The sequence below is a fragment of the Alteromonas sp. G5_S2_22_S1 genome, from assembly GCF_054968525.1.
The window spans coordinates 95,852-119,886 of record NZ_JBQKUJ010000013.1 but is presented as its reverse complement, the minus strand read 5'-3'; the positions used below and the strand labels follow the sequence as shown (position 1 = coordinate 119,886).

Below are 24,035 nucleotides of genomic sequence, written 5' to 3'. Positions count from 1 at the left end.
TAAACGCCTGCGTTTAAGCAAATAGGCACACGTTGGGAGTGCTTTACAGGGCACGCACAATACAATGATATGGCTAAGTTAGAAGGGGTTAGTTCGGGGCTTTACACTATCTTTGCAAAGCTGACCATTCTTTATCAAAGCTTTACAATTTGATGCATAAAAAAGGTTGTATTCGTAATTTAGACGGGGCGAAAAAAAGCCTGCATAAGCAGGCTTTAACTGTGTCTTAGGGAGACGGGATTACTTACTCATATGAGTATGATAGTGTCACACCGCTGTATGACGAATAAGCGCGAATACCAATGTGCCATGTGCCTGACGCTGGCGCGTCGAATGTACATACTTCGCTGTTGCCATTTTGATAAGGACGACAATCATAGCTATTCGTTTCTGGCTGTGAGCCAAACTTCACGTATAGATCGGCATCGCCTGAACCACCAGAGGTACGAATAGTCATCTGCGTTACACCTTCAGGAATCGTCCAAGTGTAGCGGTCCCAGTTTCTGCGCGTACCTGAAAGGCCGGTTAGCTGACCTGATACTGGTTCTACGCCAGGCTCAGAACCGCCACCGCCAGTACCGCCACCCGAACAACCGTTGGTATTTAGATAGTTATACGCATCGGCTAGCTGCATTAAGCCATAACCATAAAAATTATCGCGGCCTGCACTGCCCTTATCTTCAGCCGTTGCGTTTAGTGCGCTACGAATCTGGTTGTTAGAACACTGAGGGAAGTAGCTCCATACTAACGCTGCACCACCTGCTACGTGAGGCGTTGCCATTGATGTACCGCTTAAAGATGCATAGGTGTTAGTAGGGTAAGTCGACTGGACCGCACTGCCCGGTGCCGCAATTTCCACCTGATCGTTATATTGGCTGTAGCTTGCACGATTTTCGTTTAAGTCTACTGCCGCAACTGACATTACTGCATCATATGAAGCAGGGTATGATTTTGCGCTATTGCCGTCGTTACCCGCCGCAGCCACTAGCAACATGCCTGCATCTGTGAAGCTCTGCATTGCATTTCGCTCGGTAGTTGACGAACTGCCGCCACCTAAGCTCATGTTAACAACGTTCGAGCCGGCATCCTGACATTGGGTGATAGCATCGATAAGGTCAGATGCGTAAGTCCATTGGCCATTGTCGTTAAAGATTTTAACGATATGCATATCCACGCCAGGATACACACCAACTACACCTTCGTTATTATCGTATGCTGCAATGGTGCCCGCTACGTGTGTGCCGTGACCATTACCATCGTTGTACCAGTTGCCTACGGCACTATTATTGGCTTGACCGGTAACCCCGTCGTTTGTGCCCGGAAGGTCTGGGTGACCTAAATTATAGCCAGTATCGATAATACATACTTTGCGTGCCGTGGTATCTGACTGGCCGAACTGGTTTGCCTGTACCATGGTGTAGCCGTAAGGCGTAGTTTGCGCCATAGGCTTACGACGTACGTCAACCTCAATACTTTCTACGTTAGGATTGTTGCGAAGTTTGTTAAGCGCCGACTTACTCATGGTCGCCGCTACCATTTTGTGCTTTTTTAGCTCTTTCTTAATTGCACCACCTGCTTTTCTTACTTCTGATTTAGCAGACGCGATATCAAAAGGCTTTTTACCTTTTACTTTGGCACTTGAGATTTGACCTTTACCTTTTAATGCACTCACTTCAACCGTTTCACTGGTCATCTCATCTTTGAACTTGATGATGTAACGCTCTTGGTCAGTGGTGACAAGACGATCGACAGTCAATCGCTTACCTAGTGCTTGTTTTAGGGTTTGAGGCTTTTCTTTAACTTTTACCAGACCTTCGCCTGCTGCCATTGCAGAATTACCCATTAAGCCAAGTGATACAGCTAGAGCAGCTGCTGTTAGACATGTGTGTTTCTTATTTAATTTTGAGTTCAAAATTTATTTCCTGTTTTATCTGTCTTATTAACTTCAACACTGTTTTATTCCGTGCTTTGGAAGCTATTTGTTATTAAATGACATACAGGTATAACCATTACCTCATACGAAAAGCTCATCCATGACAACCGACGCAACTGCGTTGCAACGACCTACCCGTTTGTCAGGTATGCAAATAAACGGTATTACCAATTATTTACAGAGCTCATATTAGGCGGCGAATCAGGCTGTTGAGTATGTTGCCTTAACCCTGGTGAGCATTTTTAATACCTTTAAAAATGCACAAAAAAACAACACAACTTATGAAGAGCGCGCCAAATGTGTATTACGAGCAGATTCATGGTAGGAATAAAATTTTATAATTAACATTTAAATTACAATTTGAGATGTAACAAAATATTAATCACCTGTTTAGCTTTTTTATTAAACGAATTCAGCAGTGATTTGTAGATTTCTTGGTCTGGTTTTATTTAATTGGCTGAGCCATTAAGCAATGCAATATTTCAAGACTGGTTAGTAGATATTTTATTTAGTTTGGCGTTGACGAGAGGAAGTTGCTGTGCGCTCGGGCATGAGGTTTAGATACTTATCACCCAGCGGCAATGCAATGGCGGTGTAAAAAAGATCACTACTTAAAAGATAATATGCTAATTTATAAATGAAAAAGCCCACGCTATAAGCGTAGGCTCGTTCGAGTCTTATGTCTTTGGTGGGCTGCTTAAGCAGGGATATCCAAAGCTCTCGTTTGAGATCGTAAGTAATCGAACACCAATTGTCAAATGGTTAATTAAAGGGAATGATTTGTGCCGTACCAGTCTATAGAAAATACGTTGTCTCTGAGCCGATTAACAACGTTTAGAAATGCGGTAGTAAAAAAATAGGAAATGACTGCACTGCTACAACTCTTAAGCTCTACGAATGGAACGCACAGCTTTCTTCCGTGATGTTCTTCCCGCTTCACATATATGAAGTCGTTTTAAGGAATGCGGTTTCTGAGGCTATATCAATGCGCTACGGCGATGACTGGCCAACAAACGTCGTATTCCAAAATTCATTGCCCTACAAAGACAAGCAAGACTTAGTACGACTAACTCAAGATTATCAAGGTGTAGGTAAACTTTTGCCAGAGCTGAAGCTGAGTTGGTATGAAAACATGCTGGCAAAAAGACATGAGGGGCGTATTTGGAAGCCTTTTATCAAACAAGTCTTTCCCAACTCAACGGAAAATACAGTATCTACCATTCGAAACACACTGAAAAACGGTTGCGACATAATCAGGAAGCAACGCAATAGAATTGCTCACCATGAGCCTATTTTTAATCAGCCTACATTAACCCAGCTACTGCCGTTAATTGAAGAAGCCGTGTCATGGCGATGCAAGAAAACCGTCGCTTGGCTTAGAGCTCAAGAAAAAGCGACAGAACTACTAAACAACCCTATTTTTTAATATAAATACTCGTGATAGCAACGGATTGCTACTAACTTATTGCTTGGCAACCATATGCAACGGTTGACGCAACCAAAAGTGCTATTTCAGACAACCAAGCACAGTTTGCATAGATTAAGTAAATATTCTAAAAAGAAAAAAGGCGCGCAACAATCTTTCTGCGTGCCTTTAACATTTCTTATTTTGGAAGCTCTCGCGTCGCGTTCAAACGCTTAGGGAGCATTACAAACCACGCTGTCTCACTATTTCGTACAGGCATACACCTGTAGCTACCGACACGTTTAAACTTGTCACGCTACCAGCCATAGGGAGCTTCACCAACTCATCGCATGTTTCTTTGGTAAGCCTACGCATACCCTTACCTTCAGCCCCCATTACTAATGCAGTTGGGCCTTTCAGGTCTACATCATAAAGGGTCTTATCGGTTTCACCGGCTGTGCCAACAATCCAAAGGCCTTTATCTTGAAGGTGCTTCAAGGTTCTGGCCAGGTTCGTGATTTGAATAAGTGGAACCACTTCAGCTGCACCACAGGCCACTTTTCTTACTGTGCCGTTTAGGCTTGCTGATTTATCTTTCGGTACTACTACCGCGTGCACCCCTGCTCCATCTGCAGTACGCAGGCACGCACCTAGATTATGCGGGTCGGTAACACCGTCTAGTACCAAGATTAAAGGCTGCGCTTCGCTTTCTAAAATTTTGTCTAAGTCAGCTTCATCTAGCACGCGGGCTGGTTTCGCTCTTGCTACCACGCCTTGGTGTTGCTCACCGCTTACTTTATCATCTAGCGCTTTGCGCTGGCTAAACTGAACAGAGATACCAAAACGGCGGGCTTGGTTAACAATGTTGGTCAAGCGGTCATCGTTCCGACCTTTTAAAACCCACACTTCCATTACACGCTCGGGCTCTTTTTCAAGTACCGACTGCATGGCATGTAAACCGTATAACCATTCTTGCTGCGCCATTTAACGCTTACCTCTTTTATTCAATGACAGTGTTTTGCCGCTGCTACCGCCTTTTGCGCTGCCGCGACTCGACGATTTTCCACCGCTTCGACTAGACGAGCTTGAGCCGCCTTTACCTTTGCTCCCCTTCTTATCAGAACGGGAGTCTTTACCAGAGCGGGGTTTATTATCAAAGCGAGTAGGTTTGTCTGAAGACTTTTTAGCTGTCTTCACTTTTACCTTCTTACCTTTAGTGCTGCGCAGCATAGACTTATCGAGTAATAAATCAATCTTTCTTTCATCAAGGTTTACTGCCGCAACGGTTACCTCGACTGTGTCGCCCAGTCTGAACTGACGATGGCCCGACTCGCCTACTAAGGCTTGTTTTACTTCGTCGTAATGATAGTAGTCGTCATCGAGTGACGTAATATGAACTAACCCGTCGATATGGTATTCCGTTAAGCGAATGAATAGTCCGAAATTAGTGACCGAGCTGACTACCCCTTCAAAGGTGTCGCCTACGTGATCGAGCATAAACTCACACTTGAGCCAGTCGGCCACATCGCGAGTCGCATCGTCGGCGCGGCGCTCGGTCATAGAGCACTGCTCGCCGAGTTGTTCAATTTCTTCTACCGTGTAGTTTTTAGCGCCGCTTACCGCTTTTTTACCTTTCTGCTTAGCAATGATGCCTTTTAACGCGCGATGCACCACTAAATCAGGGTAGCGACGAATAGGCGAGGTAAAGTGAGCATAAGCTTCGAGGGCCAAACCAAAGTGCCCTACGTTTTCACCGTCGTACACCGCTTGCTTCATAGAGCGAAGCAGCATGGTTTGTATAAGCTCTTCGTCTACCCGCCCGCGTGTTTTTAGTACTACATCGGTAAATGCGGCAGGCTCTGCATCTTCAACTATGCGGTGTGGAATACCAATTTCACTCAAATAGCTAGTGAAGGCGGTAAGCCTGTCAGCGTCTGGCTTATCGTGAACACGATAAAGCGCTGGCGCTTCGTGCTTTTCTAGCGTTAAAGCCGCACTTACGTTCGCCATGATCATGCATTCTTCAATCAGCTTGTGTGCGTCGTTACGCACCAAGGGCACAATGTTTTCTATTTTGCGCTGTGCATTGAACACGAATTTGACTTCTTGGGTTTCAAACTCAATGGCACCACGTTTAGCACGGGCTTTTTTAAGTGCTCGGTATAAATCGTGTAGATTGCGAAGATGGGGCACATGAGGTTCATAACGCTGATGCAGCTCTTTGTCGCCTTGTAATATGCCCCACACCTTGTTGTAGGTAAGACGGGCATGAGAGTTCATCACTGCTTCATAGAACTGAAACTCTTCTAGCTTCCCTTGGGCGCTGATCGTCATTTCACACACCATACAAAGCCGGTCGACTTCAGGGTTCAGTGAACACAGTCCGTTCGACAACACCTCAGGTAACATAGGGATAACTTGGTCGGGGAAATACACTGAGTTTCCGCGCTGCTGCGCTTCATCATCAAGGGCAGAGCCCGTTCTTACGTAATGGCTTACATCCGCAATGGCTACCCAGAGCTGCCAGCCGCCGTCATCGAGTGGTTCGCAATAAACCGCATCGTCAAAATCACGGGCGTCTTCACCATCAATGGTAACAAGAGGAAGCTGGCGTAAATCGATACGCCCTTCTTTGGCTTCATCTGGCACCTGATCGGTGAGTTTTTCCACCTGCTTGGTTACGCCGTTTGGCCACTGATGCGGAATATCAAAAGTGCGAAGGGCCATTTCTATTTCCATACCTGGCGCCATATGCTCACCGAGTACTTCAACAATTTTTCCCACGGGGTTCATTTTACGGCGGGGGCGTTGGGTAAGTTCTACCACCACCACCTGCCCCATGCGCGCACCGTTGGTACTTTCGGGCGGAATGACAATTTCATGCTGAAGGCGGCTATCGTCTGGCACAACCATGCCAAAACCTTGCTCTACGAAATAGCGCCCGACTATTGGCTCGCTTCTTGGCTCAATAACTTGGGTAATAAAGGCTTCTTTTCTACCGCGACGGTCGGTGCCGCTAATGCGCGCTTCAACCACGTCATCGTGTAAAAACAAATTCATTTGCCCGGCACTTATGAATAAGTCACCACTTTTATCTTCAGGACGCAGAAAGCCGTAACCATCTCGGTGGCCAATAATGCGGCCTTTTATGATTTCATCACGGTTTTGAAGTATGTATTTTTTCTGTTTGGTGAACTGTACTTGCCCTTCGCGCTCCATGGCGCGTAAGCGGCGCTGTATACCTATTCGGGCTTCTTCGTCGAACGCGTTCACCAAGTTACAAATATCAAGAAACGACAAAGGCTTGTCGTGTTCTTTTAGTAAACTCATTAAATATTCGCGGCTTGCTACCGGGTTGTCGTACTTCTCTTTCTCGCGCTGATAATGCGGATCGTCACTCATGTATTTATAAATTACCTTTTATTTTGTTTACTCAGTAAGCCTTAACCTGCCGCTGACGGGCGTTGCTCTGCTAGTTAATATTCAAACAACTCGTCGTCTGACATCTCAACTAACGTGCTCCTAAAGCTTACTTTATTTGTTCAAGACTTTTTTATTGTGGTACGCCTTAAAAAATACGTACAAGAAATTTTGATTCATAGATTGTTAGACACACTTACCAAATTTGGTTCATGTGGTTATTTGCTGCACAGTATAACAGTATTTACGGTAAAACATTGGGAGTAATTAAGGCGTGCTGAATTTTGCGGTTTATTGTAATGCAAGCGAAGTTATTACCGTGCTAGGCAATATCTTTTCTTCAATGTCTATAAGCTAATAAGGTTAAAGGGCGCAAGCTCACGTAAGTTATACATACACAGTATAAAAGTTGAAACACCCGCTAGTATATTGGTTTTAAGCTGGGTTTACTTTTTGCGGTTCGATACAAGTCGTAGGCAACCTGATAATGCATCCAAGCCTTGGCACTTATACCGCTTACCGCTTCAAGCTTGCGCGCGAACTCGACAGTTAAATTAGAATGCCCGTTAACAAATCGCGATAAATGTTTAGTCGAGACTTCTAAGCATTGCGCAACCTCTGATTGCTTCAAGGGTGACTTTGCCATGCATCTGCGTTTAAATACTTCGCCCGGATGGGGCCTCTTAAGATGCTCGGGCCGTGATGCTCGCTCTCCTGCTTCAATTAATGCGCAGCCCCTATCACCTTTAGATTCAATGCCTATGTGCATACTTTGTCTCATGGGTTGTACTCTCTATAATCCAGACTGAAACAGTCACCATCGTTGAAATAGCAAGTTACCGCTCCACAAGGCTCTACGCTATTAACTGTAATAGTCACGTACCAAAGTTCGCTTTCTTCGGATCGTACTGCACCGATATCTAGCAAATCAGATATTTGTGATGCAGCGTCTAAATCAAACAACGCATTCCAGACTTCATGACGATATGCTAACACAAGCCATTCATCGTAATCAGATAGCCACATTAAAAGTAGCTTTTGATGTAGGAAGCTTACAATTGCCATCTAACCACCCATAGAAGATTACCACAGAGGTAATCTCACCTCAAAAATATGTTTATATTTTAATCGAACAGGGTTGTGTAAACTTCGATCTAACGTCCAGTTATCGATTCAGTTCAGCCTGACATCTCGATGTCACAAACAATCAGTATAAAAATGGGTTTTCATTTTTGTTGTATGAGCGTTCAACAAAACAATTAATACACTATTTACCCTACCAACTTTATAAAGAGCAGGCATATGGATAGAAGAACGTTTATTAGGCTGTCGTCATTCGCGGGTGCGAGCGTGGCAGTATCTACTGGGCTAGCGGGGTGTACAGTTAGCACGTCAGCAAACAGTCAGCCTCAAACTAAATCGGAATTTACCCATGGCGTGGCCAGTGGCGACCCGTTAAAAGATGCAGTGATCATTTGGACTCGCGCGGTTCCTACATCAAGCTCGGCTTTAGTTAAAGCCGATATTTTGTGGGAAATGGCAAGCGATGCAGCATTTACCGACGTGGTAAGTAGCGGAGTCGTTGAGGCTAAAGCGACACATGACTTTACCGTAAAAGTAGATGTGTCAGGTCTTCAGCCTGCAAGCAAATACTTTTATCGCTTCAAAAGTGCGAATAATGTGAGCCCTGTTGGCGAAACTCGTACATTGCCGGAAGCAGACGTATCTAAGGTCACATTCGGCATATTTTCTTGCTCGAACTACCCTGCCGGCTTTTTCACGCCTTATATGGAAGCCGCCAAAGATGACAACATGGATTATGTGCTGCATTTAGGCGACTACATATATGAGTACGATGGAAAGGGTTACGCCACCGAACATGCCAAAGAGATTGGCCGAACCTATGCGCCAGATAACGATACCGAGCTTTATACGCTAACCGACTACCGAAACCGCTACGCGTTGTATCGCACCGACGAAGGGTTGCTTGCGCTGCATCAAAACAAGCCTTTTATTGTGGTTTGGGATGATCACGAAATTACTAACGACACTTACAAAGACGGTGCGGAAAATCACCAAGCAGACGAAGGTGGTTTTTATGAACGTCGCGCTGCGGCAGTGCAAGCCTATTATGAGTGGCTGCCTATACGGCCGCCATTTGGCACAGAGCGTTTAGAAATTTATCGCCAGTTTACCTTTGGTAAGCTTCTTGACTTATACATGCTTGATACCCGCGTTTTAGCCCGGGATAAGCAGCTTGAATACGCCAACTATCGCGACGCTGAAACTAAAGCTTTTGACCAAGCAGGCTTTATGAAAGATATCAGTAATCCTAATCGCGGTCTTTTAGGTGAAACCCAGCGCAACTGGCTGCATTCATCTATGCAGCAAAGTCAGGCAAAATGGCAGGTGTTAGGCCAGCAGCTATTAATAGGCCGCATGCTATTCCCTGTGTCTATTTTTAACGGCGTTGAGCGTAAAGAAATACCTGCTCATGTACATAGGCTTGCGAATATCAAACGCAAACAAAAGCAAGGTGCAGCACTCAGTGAGCAAGAGCTTGCACTTATCAATACGGTAATGCCCTACAATTTAGACGCATGGGACGGCTACCCCGTTGAACGGGAACAGGTGCTAATGCAGCTAAAATCCATCGGCAAACCCGTTATAGCTCTAGCAGGCGATACTCATAATGCATGGCACAATAAGTTAACCCTCAAAGACGGAACGGAAGTGGGTGTTGAACTTGCCACCCCTGGGGTGACGTCACCCGGCATGGAACATTATTTAAGTATGGATGATGAAATGGCAGAAACACTTGCTGATGACCTTCCCCTTCTTATTGATGATTTACAGTATTGTAATCTTCACCAGCGCGGCTTTATGACATTGACCGTTAGCGAGGATGAAGCTAAAGCGACCTGGCACTATGTGGATGCGATTTTGACCAAGGCAGGAAAAGTAGTTAATACGCATAGCTATGAGATTAAGGCATAGCTTTCTACAATTTTATAAGCGTGTATAGGCTTGAGTCTATGCACGTTATTTATACTGCACGCTTAGCCTCCCATTTAGCTTTGAGATCATTATGGTCGGTCAAGCGTCCCTCATCAGCGGCTTTCACTCCTTTTTCCACCTCTTGGATAAACCACTCTTCGCGAGCAACAAACTGCTTGATAGCTTCGGCCATCAGCCACGCCCTAGGTCTATCCATCGCCTTAGCCATTTCGCCTACACGTGCAAGTGTTTCATCATCTAATCTTACAGAAGTAGCTTTTAAAGGCATGCAGATTCTCCGAGGTTCTTAAAGAATCTTTATTGTAACTGCACTAGCATTAAATGTCTTCTTTCGCTTTTCATCAACAAAGACAGAGTGAAAGACATTATAGTTAAATTGCACCAACTAAAAACAGAGTCTCTGATACTCCTTCTTGTAATCCATATAATTTAAATTACGTCCTATTCCCATCAAAATAGGGGCATATTGACGGGAATAGGTACTCTCTTATTCTTTACTTCTAGAACGCGTAATAAACACGCACACCAGCAATGCGTGGCATGCCGCGAACAAAGGTCGGAATCCCCAAGCCACCGCCCGTATTACCAGCATCAATCAAGAATTCTTTATCAAACAGGTTGTTCACGTAAAACTCATAGGCAAACTTGCTGTTGTCTTGAAGCAGCTTCACCGATACATCAGTCAGTGAGTAAGTATCTTGAGAAAGACCAGGGTAATTGCTGCTTTCAAAAAACACTTCTGACTGGAAACTGGTAAGCCAGTTAACATCAATGTCGAAGTTATTCATGTTGAATACTTTGTTGATGTTAATTGCACCGCTTACCTCAGGTGCTAAACGGAACTTGTTACCGCCGTATTCAAATGGCGAACCATCGGCAGTGTCGTTAGCAAATTCTGCGTCTAAGAAACCAAGGCTTGCGGTTAAAGTTAGCGTGTCGCTGTAATTGTAGGTAGCCATACCCTCGATGCCCGACATGGTCGAGTCGCCCACTGTTACAGTAATCGACTGCAAGGTTTCTGCATCGGTAAAGCTTTGCTGATAATCGCTGTACTCATAAGTAAAAATAGCGCCCGAGAACAGGAAGTTGGCGCTTTGATACTTCACACCCAAATCGTAGCTGTCTACTATTTCAGGTTTAGTAACATTAACGCCACCCGCATTAGCATCAACCACTGGTGAACGGCGGCCCTTGGCGTAGTTCGCATACAAGTTCCAGTTATTGTTCACATCGTAACTTACCGCAAAGCGTGGCAGGGTATCGTCAAAATCGCGCTCTGCATCGAACGTAAATGCACCGTCTGCAGTAGTATAAGTATTGCGGGTATAACGTGTTTCGTCGATATAGCGCACGCCAGCAGTAATGTTGATGTCGTCGGTAACATAATACGACACCTCAGCAACATAAGACGCTATATCAAGTTCAGCTTCAAATATAAACGGCCCTTGTATCAGAATAGGCGGCAGTGCAGGATTAGAAATAGGAGAGCCATCTTCATTAAACAGTTGCGACACTAACATCGCACGCAGTGCTTCTATTTCTTCTAACGATGCATCAGTAGCGATATTCTGATTTAGCGGAATGTTTGAGGTGGCCTCAAGCTGTGCTTTTACCGCATCGAAGATACCACGTACAAATGGGTCGACCATTACATAATAGGGCAAAATAGAATCGTCTTGAGTAATAGACGCACCTACAAACGCGGCCAATTTATCACCCGAGTCATACACCAAACGCATTGATGCGCCTTGAAGCGTAGCGTCGTTATCAAAGTAGGCATCTTGAATACGCAAAGCAGAACCGTCGGCGTCAAATCCCTCGCTTACCTCTACATCTTTATAGTAGGCATCGGCATGCAGACTGAGCATTTGGTTGAAATCGTAGTTTACGGTTAAGTCATAAGCTTGAAGCGTTCGTTCAATACCTAGTTCACTGCCTAAGCTAAATTCGGCATCAGTAAAAGGGCTGGTGTCTCCGCCGTTAGGCGCAATAGAGCCAGATTTGAACGCAATACCCGGCTGGTCGTTATACTCCATGGCTGCGCGCGCAATGATTTCAAGCTGGTCGTAATTCGCTCGCCATGTTGCACGTAGTGCTTGTACTGAAACACCCTGAAGATCTTCGCTGTTGCACGGCACTTCTTCACCTAAATGGTTATACATGTTTGCATTGCCATAGTAAGAGTCTGCGCTACAGGCATTGTTTTCTACAATGCCGTCCATTTCGCGATAAAGACCTGCTATACGAAAACTGTGGTTATCGTTAATAGGCTGGTTATACATGAATTCAAGTTCTTGCCCTTGCTCTGAGTTATAGCCAACCTGCACTTTGCCTTCCTGTTCAAAGGTCGGAAGGTTAGAGTGAATGCTTACCGCACCGTTTGCTGCCGCCACACCGAAAAGCGTCGGCTGAGGGCCTTTTAACACTTCAACGCGAGCAATATCGTAAAGCGCGACACTGGCTACGGTTTTCTTGCTGATATCAAAGCCATCTTGATATACCGAGATGCGAGGCGTCGCCGATACCGATGACACATCGTCGGTTACACCGCGAATGTTGAACGACGGTAAGCTTACCGCTTGCTCCTGAATTTGAACGTTTGGCAATATACGAGAAAGCTCATCAAGTTCCATGATATTGGTGCGCTCTAAGAACTCGCTCCCAATGACATCCATAGTTACTGGAACATCCATAACAGACTGCTCACGCATTTGCGCGGTAACGGTAATTTCTTCTATGTAGTCATTCTCGTTTGCTGTATCGGGGGCGACTTCTTGTGCCATTGCCGCGCTCGATAGTGCTAAAGCAATGGTTGTCGCTAGCAAAGTGCGTGGGTAAACAGATAGTGGGTACAGAGGGCGCATCAAATCATTCCTTTCGTGTGCTTATTGGGTGCTTTATGTATTTTTATAAGCATTTCACCGACAGATTGGCGACATTGCTTATTGTTTAGATATATCAAAGCCAAAGAATGTAGAGCGCTTTTGAGACGGTTCGATGAACCATACATGACAAGTTGGAGGCAATTTTGTGACAGCGACTTCTTGCCTCGCTCTATACCAAAATTCAGTTGTTACGCAGTAACGGGTTATATAAATTTTGTGGAATTAATGCTCAACGAAAGTTATCACAAAAAACGCCCCTTTGAATCAAAAAGCAAACTAAGTACACTCATTCCACGTAGGACAGAAATAACTTTTAACTAAAAGCGAAATGGAGACTGCAATGAAAAAATTAATGATGGCTACAGCTATTGGCGCTGCGACCCTATTAAGTGCTTGTAGTGCAGAGCACGGCACTACGCAATGTACTACTGCACCTGAAGCTGAATGGCAAAATCAAGATGCGTTTCAGGCGCAACTGCTAGCGCAAGGCTACAAAATTAACGAGTTTAAAGTAACAGACGGCAACTGCTACGAAATCTATGGTTTTGATAAAGAAGAAAACAAAGTAGAAATTTACTTCAACCCAGTTGATGGCAGCATTGTCAAAGAAGAAAAACACTAAGTTTAGTAAACGACAAACACATCGTTTGCTTTAATGCTTGATAAAAACGTTGCAGGGATACTGCAGCGTTTTTTGTTTTAAACAGAGTAAGCCATATTATGAATACAACAAAAGACACGCCTTCAGATATTTATGTTTGGGATTGGGTTGTGCGCGTTTGTCACTGGGGTATTGTTGCTGCTTTTATTACCAACTACTTTATTGTAGAGCCGGGCCGGCTTTATCATGAAATAGCAGGGTACGCTGGGGTGTCGTTTATTCTACTACGACTTGCTTGGGGCACGCTTCAACAACAAAAGGCGCAGAATAAGAGTGGAGAAATCCCTTACGCTAGTTTTGCCAGCGTATCTTTGAGTAAAAAGGCTTTTATCGAGCACTTTCACCATTTACAGCAAAAGAAAATCCCCACCAGGCACGGTCATAACCCTTTCGGTTGGCTAATGATATTTGCCGTATTCACTCTATTCTTAGGTTTAGGCATTACCGGCTTTATGATGGAAGAGATAGACGCCATGTTTGGCAACAGCACGTTGGAATGGATACACAGCATTATGGCCGATGTGCTTTACGCCTGCGTTTTAGTGCATATTGCGGCAGTGTTTTTAGTACAGTACTTAGGGAATGTTCAGCTTATTCGCCCTATGCTTACCGGGTGGCGAAAACGATAGTGTCTACCCCTTCACCCTGCGGAACGTTTTTGCTCAGTATTTTCCGTGGGTTCACAATAGCTATGCATAACCTTTTAGGCTCAATAACAACAAGTGGACGGTGCGTGACAGCTCTAACTATCCATTGGGCGCTTAGCTTGACGCACCGCCTTCGGGTGCATTAGCTTTTCTAAACGCGCTAGATAAGATGAAATTTGTTGATGCTGTTTTTTATCGTTTGTGACCGAGTTATAAAGCCAGTGATACGCATCTTCATAATCGTAGGGGCTACCGTAACCTTCTAAAAACAACTCAACCAATCGAATTTGCGCTTTTAGGTTTTTAAGTGCAGCGGCTTCGCGTAAATACACCACGGCGCGAGACTTATCTTGTTGTACCAACGTGCCTTTTGCGTAATAACGCCCCAGTTGTTCAAGGGCGGCGGGCAAACCTTGGTTCGCAGCATCTTCCATATAACCAATGCCTCGCGACGGCGCCGCATCAACACACACACCCCAAGCCAACATGTCGCCCCATAAAAATTGGTACGCCGGAATTTTAAGTACGTCTGCTCGCGCTTCAATATCTTGTACTAGCTGGCACCTGTCAGCCACCACCTTGTCTAGATGCGTATTAGCGTTAATCATGTCAATTAACGCGTCTTGGCTGTATAGCTGAACTGCACGCAGCTCTTCTACGGTTTCCCCCTCAAGAGCGTGAGCAGAGAACCCCGTTACCGAAACACAGATAAATAAAGCGGTAGATAGAATACGTTTCATAGCTAAGGAGTAAATATTGATTGCACTGTCTTAGTTAACTTATCGGCTTAGTATAGATTATCTTAACTAAGACATGCCTTTCTTTACGAAAATTGTGTGCTATCAGCTACAACGTTTTTTACCCCTGCACTTTCCGTGGCGCCTATATATCCATATAACAGCAGGTTACGTGTTAATTAATGACTACTTTTCCTGGGGCACAATGCCGATTGGATATGGCGAGCGTGATCGGCAAGATCGATACCCAAGTCGGTGAGATAGCCGCCATCGGGCTGAGTTATAAGCCCCTTGGCATAAAGTCGAGACGCGGCGTTTACCATGCTTTGGCTAGCATCGTGATGAATCTTTAGGCCCTGAAGTAAACTGTCTGTAGGAAACTTCAGTAACAAATTTAGCTCGTCTAGCATGTCCTGATCGAATGAACTCATGTAACCACCTTAGGCGAAAGGGTTTGTTAATTTTTATAACACTTTGCTATCTCACACCTAAATAGCACCTCTGTAAAGATTAATTTGTCTATAAAACGTTTAATCTTGTATTCGTGTCGCTTACTGATCGGACTTTTACGCTAAATAGTATATTCTTGCCATAAATAAAGTGTGTGGATACGCCAAACAGATGAAGTACAAAGATTTACGCGACTTTATTCGCCAGCTCGAAGCTAAAGGTGAATTGGTACGCATTAGCCAGCCCATTGATACCGACCTTGAAATGACGGAAATTGCCGACCGTACGCTGCGTGCTGGTGGCCCTGCGCTGTTGTTTGAAAACCCTAAAAACCACGATATGCCTGTACTGGCAAACTTGTTTGGTACGCCTGAGCGTGTCGCCATGGGTATGGGGCAAGAATCGGTAGAAGCCCTTCGTGAAGTTGGCAAGCTGCTGGCTTACTTAAAAGAGCCTGAGCCGCCGAAAGGGCTTAAAGATCTCTGGGAAAAGCTGCCGGTATTTAAGCAGGTACTGAATATGCCTGCTAAAGTGCTAAAAAAAGCGCCGTGTCAGGAAGTGGTACTTACCGGTGACGATGTAGACTTGTCAAAAATTCCTGTGCAGCGCTGCTGGCCCGGTGATGCCGCGCCTTTGGTAACCTGGGGGTTAAGCGTTACGAAAGGGCCACACAAAAAACGCCAGAATTTGGGTATTTACCGTCAGCAGGTGATTGGCAAAAACAAACTTATTATGCGCTGGCTATCACACCGCGGCGGCGCCCTTGATTTTCGCGAGTGGTGTCAAACCCATCCGGGCGAACCCTACCCTGTGTCTGTGGCGCTCGGTGCAGATCCAGCCACCATTTTAGGTGCGGTTACTCCTGTACCGGATACGCTTTCAGAATATGCTTTTGCAGGCTTACTTCGCGGTGATAAAACCGAAGTGGTTAAGTCTATCAGTAACGATTTGCAGGTACCTGCCAGCGCAGAGATTGTGCTTGAAGGTTATATCGCGCAAGATGAAACCGCACCGGAAGGCCCTTACGGCGATCACACTGGGTATTACAATGAAGTCGACGACTTCCCTGTGTTTACCGTTACCCATATTACTCACCGTAAAGACCCTATTTATCATTCAACTTATACCGGTCGTCCGCCAGACGAGCCGGCTATTTTAGGGGTGGCGCTAAACGAAGTGTTTGTGCCTATTTTGCAAAAGCAATTTCCTGAGATAGTGGATTTCTACTTACCACCTGAAGGCTGTTCCTATCGCATGGCGGTAGTAACCATGAAGAAACAGTATCCTGGTCATGCGAAACGGGTGATGATGGGGGTATGGTCGTTCTTGCGTCAGTTTATGTACACCAAATTTGTGATAGTGTGCGATGACGACGTTAATGCGCGCGACTGGAACGACGTTATTTGGGCAATTACTACCCGCATGGACCCAGCCCGCGATACGGTAATGATAGAAAATACACCTATCGATTATTTGGACTTTGCCTCACCGGTTTCAGGGCTAGGCTCTAAAATGGGGATGGACGCTACCAATAAGATGCCGGGCGAGACCGACCGCGAATGGGGTGTGCCTATTGTAATGGACGAAGGCGTTAAAAAACGCGTTGATGATATTTGGGACAGTCTTGGTATTATGTAGCGACTATTTTAAACGCTATTTATTTTGTATTAAAACATGCGCTTTTCTTAAAGCGCGTGTAAAGGCGACACGCTAAGCAAGAAGGTTAGAAGAGAATACATGTCAGAAATTAAGTGTAAGGTTGCAAGCATCACGCCTTTAACCGAAGTGGTACAAAAAGTTGAATTAACGCCAGAGAGTCCTGTTGAGTTTAAAGCGGGTCAGTACGCTATGGTCGTAATGGGCGAAAAAGATATGCGTCCATTTTCTATTGCCAATGCCGCGTTTGATAATGGCCGCATTGAATTACATATTGGCGCAGAGCCAGGTAATAGCTATGCAGGCGAAGTGCTAGAGCGTATGCGCGCTGATGGTGAAATCACGGTAAATGTGGGTAATGGCAATGCCTTTTTGCAAAGCAACGGCCTGCCTATGGTGCTTATTGCTGGCGGTACGGGTTTCTCGTATACCTACTCGATTCTGCAAGAGCACCTTAATAGCGGCGACAAAACGCCAGTTACTCTTTATTGGGGTGGAAAGCACGCATCGGACTTGTATTTAGCCGATAAGCTAACTGCACTAGCTGATGCTAACGAGCACTTCACGTTTGTGCCAGTTGTTGAGTTTGCCTGCGACGAATGGAAAGGCAGAACCGGTTGGGTGCATCACGCGGTGATGGCTGACCACGCTGACTTTGCCAATATTCAGGTTTACGTTGCCGGTCGTTTTGAAATGGCGAAGGTCGTGCGCGATGACTTTACTCAGCGCGGCTTGAAAGTAGAGAACTTGTTTGGCGACGCGTTTGCGTTTATATAAGCCAATTATAGACGGGGCTTGTTAATACCTAGCGCCATCGAAATGTCGGTGGCGTTTTATTATCAGCAATGAGGTTCAATCATTCCTTCAATTTCCTGAGCCGCTTTGTCAAAGGTAAATACACTAGTAAGGTTGAGCTTATTTCGCTGCGCGTGACGCTTTGCTTTATTGATAACAAGCGCATCAGGGAAGTCTGCTTGTTTCGTTTTCCCACCCGCCTTGATCGGTTTCGCATTAGTAAAGTCTTTTAATGCAGCCCACACTGCCAGACTATCCTCAAACACAAGATTTGGCTCAGCAAATAACGCATGGATAACCTGTATAACTTTATCTTTATTAAGGTTATAACGCCTTCCTTTTAAGGTCCATACGGTTTCAATTAGTACTACATCTGTAATCAAGACTTTTTCAGAGCCCAAAATTAATTGGCTTGCTTGTATGGCTTGCTTCTCGTCATCTTGTAGCAAGTAACGCAGCAAGACATTTGTGTCTATCGCTATCATTTTTCAATTGCGCTCTGAAGAGATGCTTGGTCACTATAACTCCTATTCACAGTTATGTTTTTCAAAAGCCCTCTTGCCGCTCCAGCTTGTTTCTTAACGATTGAAATAACGCCTTGTCTATCAACAAAACTCTCAACATCGTCGCCCGCATTAATGTTAGCAATGCTGCATAGTTCTGCCGGCAGGGTTATTTGCCTCTTCATGCTTACTTTAGCCATAGTTCTCCAGCCTCAATGTCTATTCACTGTTTGCTAAGCATACACCATTCTTTACTTTTTACCAAAAAGTAAAGAATGTATAATTTTAGAGCTTGCGATAGTTGGTTGGTTTACGTCGTTTACTCCAATTGTAGCTTTGTCGCGTATTGGTTATGGTGAAAAGATAAACACTGGAGAGAATAATGATAAAAAACCTATCCCCACAGTCTAGACTAAGAACTAAAGCCACAAGTCTTCTGGCATCTACCGTATTGTTAAGTAGCGCTGTTTCTTTCACAGTTCACGCCCAAACCGAACAGCAGCAAGCACTTTACGATATAGCCAAAAACGTTTCTGCCGAAAACATCGAAAAAGACATTACTACGCTGGTCAACTTTGGCACTCGTCACACCCTTTCTGAAACCGAATCTGACACCCGTGGCATAGGCGCGGCACGGCGCTGGATAAAATCTGAATTTGATAAAATTTCCGCCGCGTGCGGGGGTTGCTTAGAGGTGTATTATCAGTCAGAGGTAATCAGCGGTGAAAAGCGTATTCCCGACCCTGTTGAAGTGGTAAGCGTCATTGCTATTCAGCGCGGTACGACCGACGCAGATCGCTATGTAATCATGTCTGGCGATATCGACTCGCGGGTGTCTGATGTGATGGATTTCACGTCTGATTCACCGGGTGCAAATGACAACGCTTCTGGTGTTGCGGGTACCCTTGAAGCCGCGCGCGTTTTATCGAAACACAAGTTTAACGGCAGCATTGTTTATGCTGCGCTAGCCGGTGAAGAACAAGGTTTATTTGGCGGGCGCATCATGGCGAAGCAAGCCAAAGAAGACGGCTGGCGAATTAAAGCCGTGCTAAATAACGACATGATTGGCAATATCGAAGGGGTAAACGGTGTAATTAATAACACCACTGCCCGTATTTTTGCTGAAGGTACTCGCGTAACTGAAACAGAAAAAGAAGCGCGCATGCGTCGCTTCACGGGCGGCGAAGTTGACTCGCCTAGCCGTAACCTTGCCCGCTACATTGATAAAATTGCCGATAAGTATATTGAGAACTTAGATACCATGGTGATTTATCGCTTAGACCGATTTGGCCGTGGCGGCCACCATCGCCCGTTTAACGATTTGGGTTATCCGGGTATTCGTATTATGGAAACCAACGAAAACTATACCCGTCAGCATCAGGACCTGCGCGTAGAAGACGGTATAGCCTACGGCGACACCCTTGACGGCGTAAACTTCGATTATGCAGCCAAACTCACAGGACTTAATGCGGTATCGCTTGCGGCCATGGCATGGGCTCCAAACCCACCCGCTAATGTGGAAATTGCTGGCGCTGTGCAGCCTTCTACTACCCTTAAATGGGATGCGTTAGATACCGAACAAAACCCGCAGTTAAAAGGGTATAAAATATACTGGCGTCATACTGATGCACCTCAGTGGGAATACAGTAAATATGTGGGTAACGTAACCGAAGCGACGCTTGAGAATGTTGTTATAGACAACTACTTCTTTGGTGTTGCCAGCGTCAACAAAGATGGCGTTGAAAGCGTGGTAGTGTATCCGGGCCCAGCCGGAAGTTTTGGTGAATAAACACACTTAACGCTCGGGTTCTGAAACTTAAGCACTTCAATATGCAAAATATTGATGCTGCTTAAGTTTTGTTAATTTAAAGCTTTATCTCTTTATTGGAATAAAGTGCTTAACTGCATTACAGTGTAGTAAATGCATAATGGCAGTAGGGAGATTTTTTTGGGTAAATTCAGCGCGTTCCCGTTTACTCGTTTTACTCGAACCTTAGGTACACTAGGGCTTAGCTGTGCGCTTTATTTTTCTCACACCTTTACACTTCACGCAGCACCCCTTACGCTCGCCGCGTCATCTTTTGAAACCTATATCAGCGATGATGGAGAGCCCGCCAGAATTAATGCACTCTTAGCAGCGATATTTCAAAAGGCTAACCTTGATGTTGAACTACGGGTTATGCGCAGCGCATTTTTAGGCAGTTCGGTACTTACCGGCAAAGTCGATGGTGAATTCGCTTTTGTAGATTTAGGGGAAACCACCAGCCACTTGGTACTTTCTGACATTTATCTGCCTATTTACCTGTACGCTGTCAGCAAGAGCCCCGACGTTGAAGAAGTCAGGTTATTCCCCCACTTGAAAGATAACCGGGTAGCTATTGAAAATCGCTTTGCTAATACGCCTTCATTTAGGTTACTTAAAAACATAAAGTGGTCGCGTAACCCCAGTACCTTCGACGCCTTCCGCCAACTAGCGGACGACCGGGCACCGTTTCTTATTACAACGCAGTTACTTGCCCGTGAGCTTAATATTTTACTAGCAAACGATAACGAGGAAACCTTACATTACTCGGCCAAGTCTTTAGCTAAAACGGGGTTTCAGTTAGCAATAAATAAAAACGTGGCAAACGCAGAACGTTTGATGAAGCAATTTAATGAAACCGTTTTAGCAATGCAAGATAGCGGTAAGTTTAACAAGCCTCTTGCCATCGCGTGGTTAACAAAAGACGTAAACAATGACGGCGCGGCCGACTTTATTGGTCACAGTAGTATTACTGCGGCATCAGATTTACTAAGCACCGCCTATTCGTTAGACGGTAAACCTACGTCAGATGACAGCGTGTTCTACATTGATGGTGAAGTTTTTGACTCATTTGATGAAGCTAAGGCTGCACTTAACATACAGAAAAGCCCAGTTAAGCAAGAGTCGCAGTTAGACAAAACCACCTACCAGCGGTTATTGCAACGCTGGTAGTGGTTGTTCGCGAATGTTTCTTTGTCACAAATTGGAAGTTTCGGGCATATACATTTCTAAAATAGTCAGTAGCTCTTCCCCGTCCACTGGCTTAGAAACATAGTTGCTAAAGCCTGCTTTGAGCGCTTTAACTCTGTCTGATGTATATGCATAGGCGGTTAGCGCTACAGCATTTAGCTTGGCAATTTCAGGATTTTGGCTAGCGCGCATTTTCAATACCAACCCCAAGCCGTCCAATTCAGGCATACCGATATCAGAAAGCAATAAGTCGAAGGCTTCAGGTATGTCGTTCAGCTCTTTCCACGCCAGCAGCCCGTTTTTCACCACGTTTACTCGAGCGCCATTAGATTCTAAAAATAGTTTTATGAAGTCGCGCGCGTCCTGTTCGTCTTCGGCAACCAAAATTCGAAGGCCATTTAAACGCAGTGACTCAGTCAAATCGCTAATTTCAGTATTTTTGGTTTCAACGATATCATCGTGCAAGCTTAACGGAGCGATAGGTAGCGTAATGTTGAAACTGGTGCCTGTATTGGGTCCATCACTGTGGACTTGAATTTCGCCGCCGTGCATCTCCACCAAGCTTTTGACAATTGATAAACCTAGCCCCAAGCCGTGCTTGTTATGCGAGTCTTTGCCTTGGTAAAAGCGCTCAAAAACATGGGCTACCTGCTCCTGAGTCATTCCTTTCCCATTATCTTTTACACGCAAAGTATAATTGGAATGCTCCCTCCTACCACGTACGTGTACCGTACCGCCTTTGGAAGTAAATTTAAGCGCGTTGCTCAATAGGTTGTTAATAACCTGCTTAATACGTAAGTTGTCGCCTAAAATCTGAGTATGCTCATCTTCACAGCTAATAGATAGCTGAATATTCTTACTGGCAAACCCCGCTTCAAACGATTTCGCAACCTCTGAGATAGAAGAAGCGATATTCAAAGAATGGGTGCTCAGTTTCATCGTGCCTGAAATAATGCGTGATAAGTCGAGAATGTCATTGATAAGCGCAGCTTGTGTAGAAGCAGCACGCTTAATCACCCCTAATGCATCAGTCATTCTATCGACGTTTGATACATCCATTAGCGCTAAGTCTGTCCAACCTACAATAGAATTAAGCGGGGAGCGCAGCTCGTGAGATATACTCGCCAGAAACTGATCTTTGGCTTTATCTAGCTCTTCTAGCTTACTTATCTGTTTGTCCAATGACGCTTTCAAGCTTAGCGCATAAGGAATAAATAGATGATCAAACCCTTCTATAATTAGCTTGTCATCTTCGCTCCATTCGACTGACTCATCAGCCACACTCTGCAAATACATGTCAAAAGAGTTGCGTGGTGTAAGCGACTTTCCAACGTCTTTTTTCGCCGCTTCTTTACCGGCCCAACGAATTGTTTTATCGCGCTGTTCACGGAACCACACTGTGAAGTACCCAAGCTTAGCCGACACGCAGGAGATATACATACCCCGTATACCATTTAAAGCACAACCATCCGACACTTCATTGGCTAAACGATTTACTGCTAACGACTGCTCAGAGTCGATAATTGAGTATTTATTGAGTAGCTGCGTAAGGGTTTTCTCTGACGGGGTTTTACCCACATAGTAATTACCCGTTGGCGTAATTACCGCCATACCACAGGCATCAGCCACGTCGAGTAAAGCGGTTTCTTTTTGAGAAATAGCCTCAAGCGGATTAGAGTAAGATGTAAGTTGATGCACGATATTGTTCAGCTTTCGCTGGCGCATCTGGAACTGCTCTTTTCTAGTGTGAAGTGCTTTGGTGTGCATTTGCCAAGCATAAAGGTGTCCAAGGGACTCACACACTAAGCGTTTCTTTTGATCGATGTACTTAGGCTCACTGTTGTGACATGCTAGCAAGCCCCATAGTTTACCCTCAAATACTAACGACACAGAAAATGAAGAGCGTATGCCCATATTTTTTAAGTATTCGATATGAACAGGAGAGACAGACCTCACCATGGACATAGACAAATCTAATGGCGGGCGCTCGGCTTCGAGTATTGAGGGTTGCAATGGTGTAGGCTGCTCCTCGACATCAAATACACATCGCACCCGGTTTTTCAGATAGAGTTCGCGCGCTTGTTTAGGAATGTCAGAGGCAGGAAACTTTAACCCCTTAAATGAACGAGAAATTGACTCACAGGCTTCACCTATGACCTCCCCGCAATATGCATCATCAAATTGATAAACCATCACCGAGTCGAAGCCGATATACTGTTTAAATACCTTCGCTATTGCATCTGCAACATCGCCAATCGACTCTTTATCGTCGACGTTAGGTAGTAGCGCGCGAATGTCAACATCCATCGGCACCCACTGCTGCGCGGCCTCATAACTTAGCTGTGGTGTTGGCTCTAGCTCTATCACTAATAGCCCGTTAGAGTCGAAGGCTACACCGCTGCCCTCTTTTTCCCAGTTATCAAGCCACAATGCATTTTTTGCAAACTTCCACTGATAAGCATGGCGAACACTTTCGCCTTTTAACGCATTGTGAATAGTTTTAAACGTGGGCGCATCCGGAGAAGGAATATCAATGAGTTCGGTAACAAGCGTTTCACCTGCAACAATCTCTACTTTGAATAAATCTTTTATGTTCTCACTGAATACTTGTACTTTTTTGGTATCGGGATTTATCGCGATTACGTAACCGAAACTTTGAACGCTTTCGATAAGATGAATAGCTTCGTCTTCGCAGTTTTGAAGTGAAGACTGAGAAATGTGATTTTGATGCATTACCTTACGCCGAGAAATAAAGAAAGCGTGCTTTCATGGTTGGAGTGTTGAACGTTGTCACGATAACAACTTACCAAGAAAAAATCATTCAATATCGAAGAAACTCGCCTAATTAAGAAACACTAATCTGTGAATTAAAAAAAGCTAACAGAGCCAAATAAAACTTGTATTTTTTGATCTGGCGCAATAAACTTTCAGTA

The 24,035-nt window shown here is 44.9% G+C and carries 20 protein-coding genes; 8 read left to right on the top strand and 12 right to left on the bottom strand.

The annotated features are described in order from the left end of the window. Nucleotides 1-244: 244 nt before the first annotated feature. Nucleotides 245-1,912 (bottom strand): S8 family serine peptidase, encoded by a 1,668-nt coding sequence (locus tag ACTRWF_RS14340; protein ID WP_024017080.1) that lies wholly within the window; start codon nt 1,910-1,912, stop codon nt 245-247. 1,006 nt (nt 1,913-2,918) lie between these two features. Between ACTRWF_RS14340 and ACTRWF_RS14335 the strand changes: the two genes are divergently transcribed. Next, nucleotides 2,919-3,359 (top strand): hypothetical protein, encoded by a 441-nt coding sequence (locus ACTRWF_RS14335; protein WP_020746691.1) that lies wholly within the window; start codon nt 2,919-2,921, stop codon nt 3,357-3,359. A 222-nt stretch (nt 3,360-3,581) separates the two neighbouring features. On the opposite strand, the gene rlmB is transcribed toward ACTRWF_RS14335, so the two are convergent. From rlmB to ACTRWF_RS14315, 4 genes are all read right to left on the bottom strand, one after another. Continuing rightward, nucleotides 3,582-4,322 carry a 23S rRNA (guanosine(2251)-2'-O)-methyltransferase RlmB gene (rlmB, locus tag ACTRWF_RS14330; protein ID WP_024017081.1) on the bottom strand — a complete coding sequence of 247 codons (741 nt, stop codon included), beginning with the start codon at nt 4,320-4,322 and terminating at the stop codon, nt 3,582-3,584. Beyond that, entirely contained in the window at nt 4,323-6,740 is a 2,418-nt protein-coding gene (gene rnr / locus ACTRWF_RS14325) for a ribonuclease R (protein WP_024017082.1), read from the bottom strand. Between the two features lie 439 nt (nt 6,741-7,179). Next, a complete protein-coding gene (locus ACTRWF_RS14320) occupies nt 7,180-7,539 on the bottom strand; it encodes a HigA family addiction module antitoxin (RefSeq protein WP_015068244.1) in 360 nt (119 codons plus the stop codon). Next, nucleotides 7,536-7,823: a hypothetical protein gene (locus ACTRWF_RS14315; protein WP_012519927.1), complete on the bottom strand. Its 288-nt coding sequence runs from the start codon at nt 7,821-7,823 to the stop codon at nt 7,536-7,538. The genes ACTRWF_RS14320 and ACTRWF_RS14315 overlap by 4 nt, the downstream gene beginning before the upstream one ends. Nucleotides 7,824-8,060: 237 nt before the next feature. On the opposite strand from ACTRWF_RS14315, the gene ACTRWF_RS14310 reads away from it, so the two are divergent. Beyond that, nucleotides 8,061-9,755, top strand: coding sequence for an alkaline phosphatase D family protein (locus ACTRWF_RS14310; protein WP_462835752.1), 1,695 nt, complete (start codon nt 8,061-8,063; stop codon nt 9,753-9,755). A gap of 49 nt (nt 9,756-9,804) precedes the next feature. Here the strand turns inward: ACTRWF_RS14310 and ACTRWF_RS14305 are convergent, their stop codons facing one another. Both ACTRWF_RS14305 and ACTRWF_RS14300 read right to left on the bottom strand, forming a co-directional pair. Further along, on the bottom strand, nt 9,805-10,044 hold the full coding sequence (locus ACTRWF_RS14305; RefSeq protein ID WP_462835751.1) for a ribbon-helix-helix protein, CopG family: 240 nt from the start codon (nt 10,042-10,044) through the stop codon (nt 9,805-9,807). A 232-nt stretch (nt 10,045-10,276) separates the two neighbouring features. Beyond that, complete coding sequence (locus ACTRWF_RS14300; RefSeq protein WP_462835750.1) at nt 10,277-12,640, bottom strand: TonB-dependent receptor domain-containing protein; 2,364 nt, start codon at nt 12,638-12,640, stop codon at nt 10,277-10,279. A gap of 361 nt (nt 12,641-13,001) precedes the next feature. Between ACTRWF_RS14300 and ACTRWF_RS14295 the strand changes: the two genes are divergently transcribed. Next, a complete protein-coding gene (locus tag ACTRWF_RS14295) occupies nt 13,002-13,283 on the top strand; it encodes a PepSY domain-containing protein (RefSeq protein WP_012519922.1) in 282 nt (93 codons plus the stop codon). A 98-nt stretch (nt 13,284-13,381) separates the two neighbouring features. Further along, nucleotides 13,382-13,951, top strand: a complete 570-nt coding sequence (locus ACTRWF_RS14290) for a cytochrome b/b6 domain-containing protein (RefSeq protein WP_020744403.1) — start codon at nt 13,382-13,384, stop codon at nt 13,949-13,951. Nucleotides 13,952-14,064: 113 nt separating this feature from the next. Here ACTRWF_RS14290 and ACTRWF_RS14285 read toward each other — a convergent pair whose 3' ends face one another. Both ACTRWF_RS14285 and ACTRWF_RS14280 read right to left on the bottom strand, forming a co-directional pair. Next, the gene (locus tag ACTRWF_RS14285) at nt 14,065-14,709 is read right to left on the bottom strand and encodes a tetratricopeptide repeat protein (RefSeq protein ID WP_015068246.1); all 645 of its coding nucleotides are present in this window, start codon (nt 14,707-14,709) and stop codon (nt 14,065-14,067) included. Nucleotides 14,710-14,885: 176 nt separating this feature from the next. Beyond that, entirely contained in the window at nt 14,886-15,137 is a 252-nt protein-coding gene (locus ACTRWF_RS14280; protein WP_012519919.1) for a TIGR02647 family protein, read from the bottom strand. A 190-nt stretch (nt 15,138-15,327) separates the two neighbouring features. Between ACTRWF_RS14280 and ubiD the strand changes: the two genes are divergently transcribed. Both ubiD and fre read left to right on the top strand, forming a co-directional pair. Beyond that, nucleotides 15,328-16,794, top strand: coding sequence for a 4-hydroxy-3-polyprenylbenzoate decarboxylase (ubiD, locus tag ACTRWF_RS14275; protein ID WP_012519918.1), 1,467 nt, complete (start codon nt 15,328-15,330; stop codon nt 16,792-16,794). 99 nt (nt 16,795-16,893) lie between these two features. After that, the gene (gene fre, locus ACTRWF_RS14270; protein ID WP_020744405.1) at nt 16,894-17,589 is read left to right on the top strand and encodes an NAD(P)H-flavin reductase; all 696 of its coding nucleotides are present in this window, start codon (nt 16,894-16,896) and stop codon (nt 17,587-17,589) included. Nucleotides 17,590-17,651: 62 nt separating this feature from the next. On the opposite strand, the gene ACTRWF_RS14265 is transcribed toward fre, so the two are convergent. Beyond that, nucleotides 17,652-18,092, bottom strand: coding sequence for a PIN domain-containing protein (locus ACTRWF_RS14265; RefSeq protein WP_012519916.1), 441 nt, complete (start codon nt 18,090-18,092; stop codon nt 17,652-17,654). Next, nucleotides 18,089-18,310, bottom strand: coding sequence for an AbrB/MazE/SpoVT family DNA-binding domain-containing protein (locus ACTRWF_RS14260; protein ID WP_015068250.1), 222 nt, complete (start codon nt 18,308-18,310; stop codon nt 18,089-18,091). Before ACTRWF_RS14260 ends, ACTRWF_RS14265 begins: the two co-directional genes overlap by 4 nt. Before the next feature lie 182 nt (nt 18,311-18,492). Between ACTRWF_RS14260 and ACTRWF_RS14255 the strand changes: the two genes are divergently transcribed. Then, complete coding sequence (locus ACTRWF_RS14255) at nt 18,493-19,899, top strand: M28 family metallopeptidase (RefSeq protein WP_020744406.1); 1,407 nt, start codon at nt 18,493-18,495, stop codon at nt 19,897-19,899. 159 nt (nt 19,900-20,058) lie between these two features. Beyond that, complete coding sequence (locus ACTRWF_RS14250) at nt 20,059-21,084, top strand: substrate-binding periplasmic protein (protein ID WP_012519913.1); 1,026 nt, start codon at nt 20,059-20,061, stop codon at nt 21,082-21,084. A 24-nt stretch (nt 21,085-21,108) separates the two neighbouring features. Here ACTRWF_RS14250 and ACTRWF_RS14245 read toward each other — a convergent pair whose 3' ends face one another. Next, nucleotides 21,109-23,835: an ATP-binding protein gene (locus tag ACTRWF_RS14245; protein WP_012519912.1), complete on the bottom strand. Its 2,727-nt coding sequence runs from the start codon at nt 23,833-23,835 to the stop codon at nt 21,109-21,111. Between the last annotated feature and the right edge of the window lie 200 nt (nt 23,836-24,035).

Coding starts and splice junctions, on each gene's coding strand:
- ACTRWF_RS14285 (WP_015068246.1), bottom strand. CDS start 14,709: ATGAAACGTATTCTATCTACCGCTTTATTTATCTGTGTTTCGGTAACG.
- ACTRWF_RS14260 (WP_015068250.1), bottom strand. CDS start 18,310: ATGGCTAAAGTAAGCATGAAGAGGCAAATAACCCTGCCGGCAGAACTA.
- rnr (WP_024017082.1), bottom strand. CDS start 6,740: ATGAGTGACGATCCGCATTATCAGCGCGAGAAAGAGAAGTACGACAAC.
- ACTRWF_RS14295 (WP_012519922.1), top strand. CDS start 13,002: ATGAAAAAATTAATGATGGCTACAGCTATTGGCGCTGCGACCCTATTA.
- ACTRWF_RS14300 (WP_462835750.1), bottom strand. CDS start 12,640: ATGCGCCCTCTGTACCCACTATCTGTTTACCCACGCACTTTGCTAGCG.
- ACTRWF_RS14280 (WP_012519919.1), bottom strand. CDS start 15,137: ATGAGTTCATTCGATCAGGACATGCTAGACGAGCTAAATTTGTTACTG.
- ACTRWF_RS14315 (WP_012519927.1), bottom strand. CDS start 7,823: ATGGCAATTGTAAGCTTCCTACATCAAAAGCTACTTTTAATGTGGCTA.
- ACTRWF_RS14335 (WP_020746691.1), top strand. CDS start 2,919: ATGCGCTACGGCGATGACTGGCCAACAAACGTCGTATTCCAAAATTCA.
- fre (WP_020744405.1), top strand. CDS start 16,894: ATGTCAGAAATTAAGTGTAAGGTTGCAAGCATCACGCCTTTAACCGAA.
- ACTRWF_RS14255 (WP_020744406.1), top strand. CDS start 18,493: ATGATAAAAAACCTATCCCCACAGTCTAGACTAAGAACTAAAGCCACA.
- ACTRWF_RS14310 (WP_462835752.1), top strand. CDS start 8,061: ATGGATAGAAGAACGTTTATTAGGCTGTCGTCATTCGCGGGTGCGAGC.
- ACTRWF_RS14245 (WP_012519912.1), bottom strand. CDS start 23,835: ATGCATCAAAATCACATTTCTCAGTCTTCACTTCAAAACTGCGAAGAC.
- ubiD (WP_012519918.1), top strand. CDS start 15,328: ATGAAGTACAAAGATTTACGCGACTTTATTCGCCAGCTCGAAGCTAAA.
- ACTRWF_RS14265 (WP_012519916.1), bottom strand. CDS start 18,092: ATGATAGCGATAGACACAAATGTCTTGCTGCGTTACTTGCTACAAGAT.
- rlmB (WP_024017081.1), bottom strand. CDS start 4,322: ATGGCGCAGCAAGAATGGTTATACGGTTTACATGCCATGCAGTCGGTA.
- ACTRWF_RS14320 (WP_015068244.1), bottom strand. CDS start 7,539: ATGAGACAAAGTATGCACATAGGCATTGAATCTAAAGGTGATAGGGGC.
- ACTRWF_RS14290 (WP_020744403.1), top strand. CDS start 13,382: ATGAATACAACAAAAGACACGCCTTCAGATATTTATGTTTGGGATTGG.
- ACTRWF_RS14305 (WP_462835751.1), bottom strand. CDS start 10,044: ATGCCTTTAAAAGCTACTTCTGTAAGATTAGATGATGAAACACTTGCA.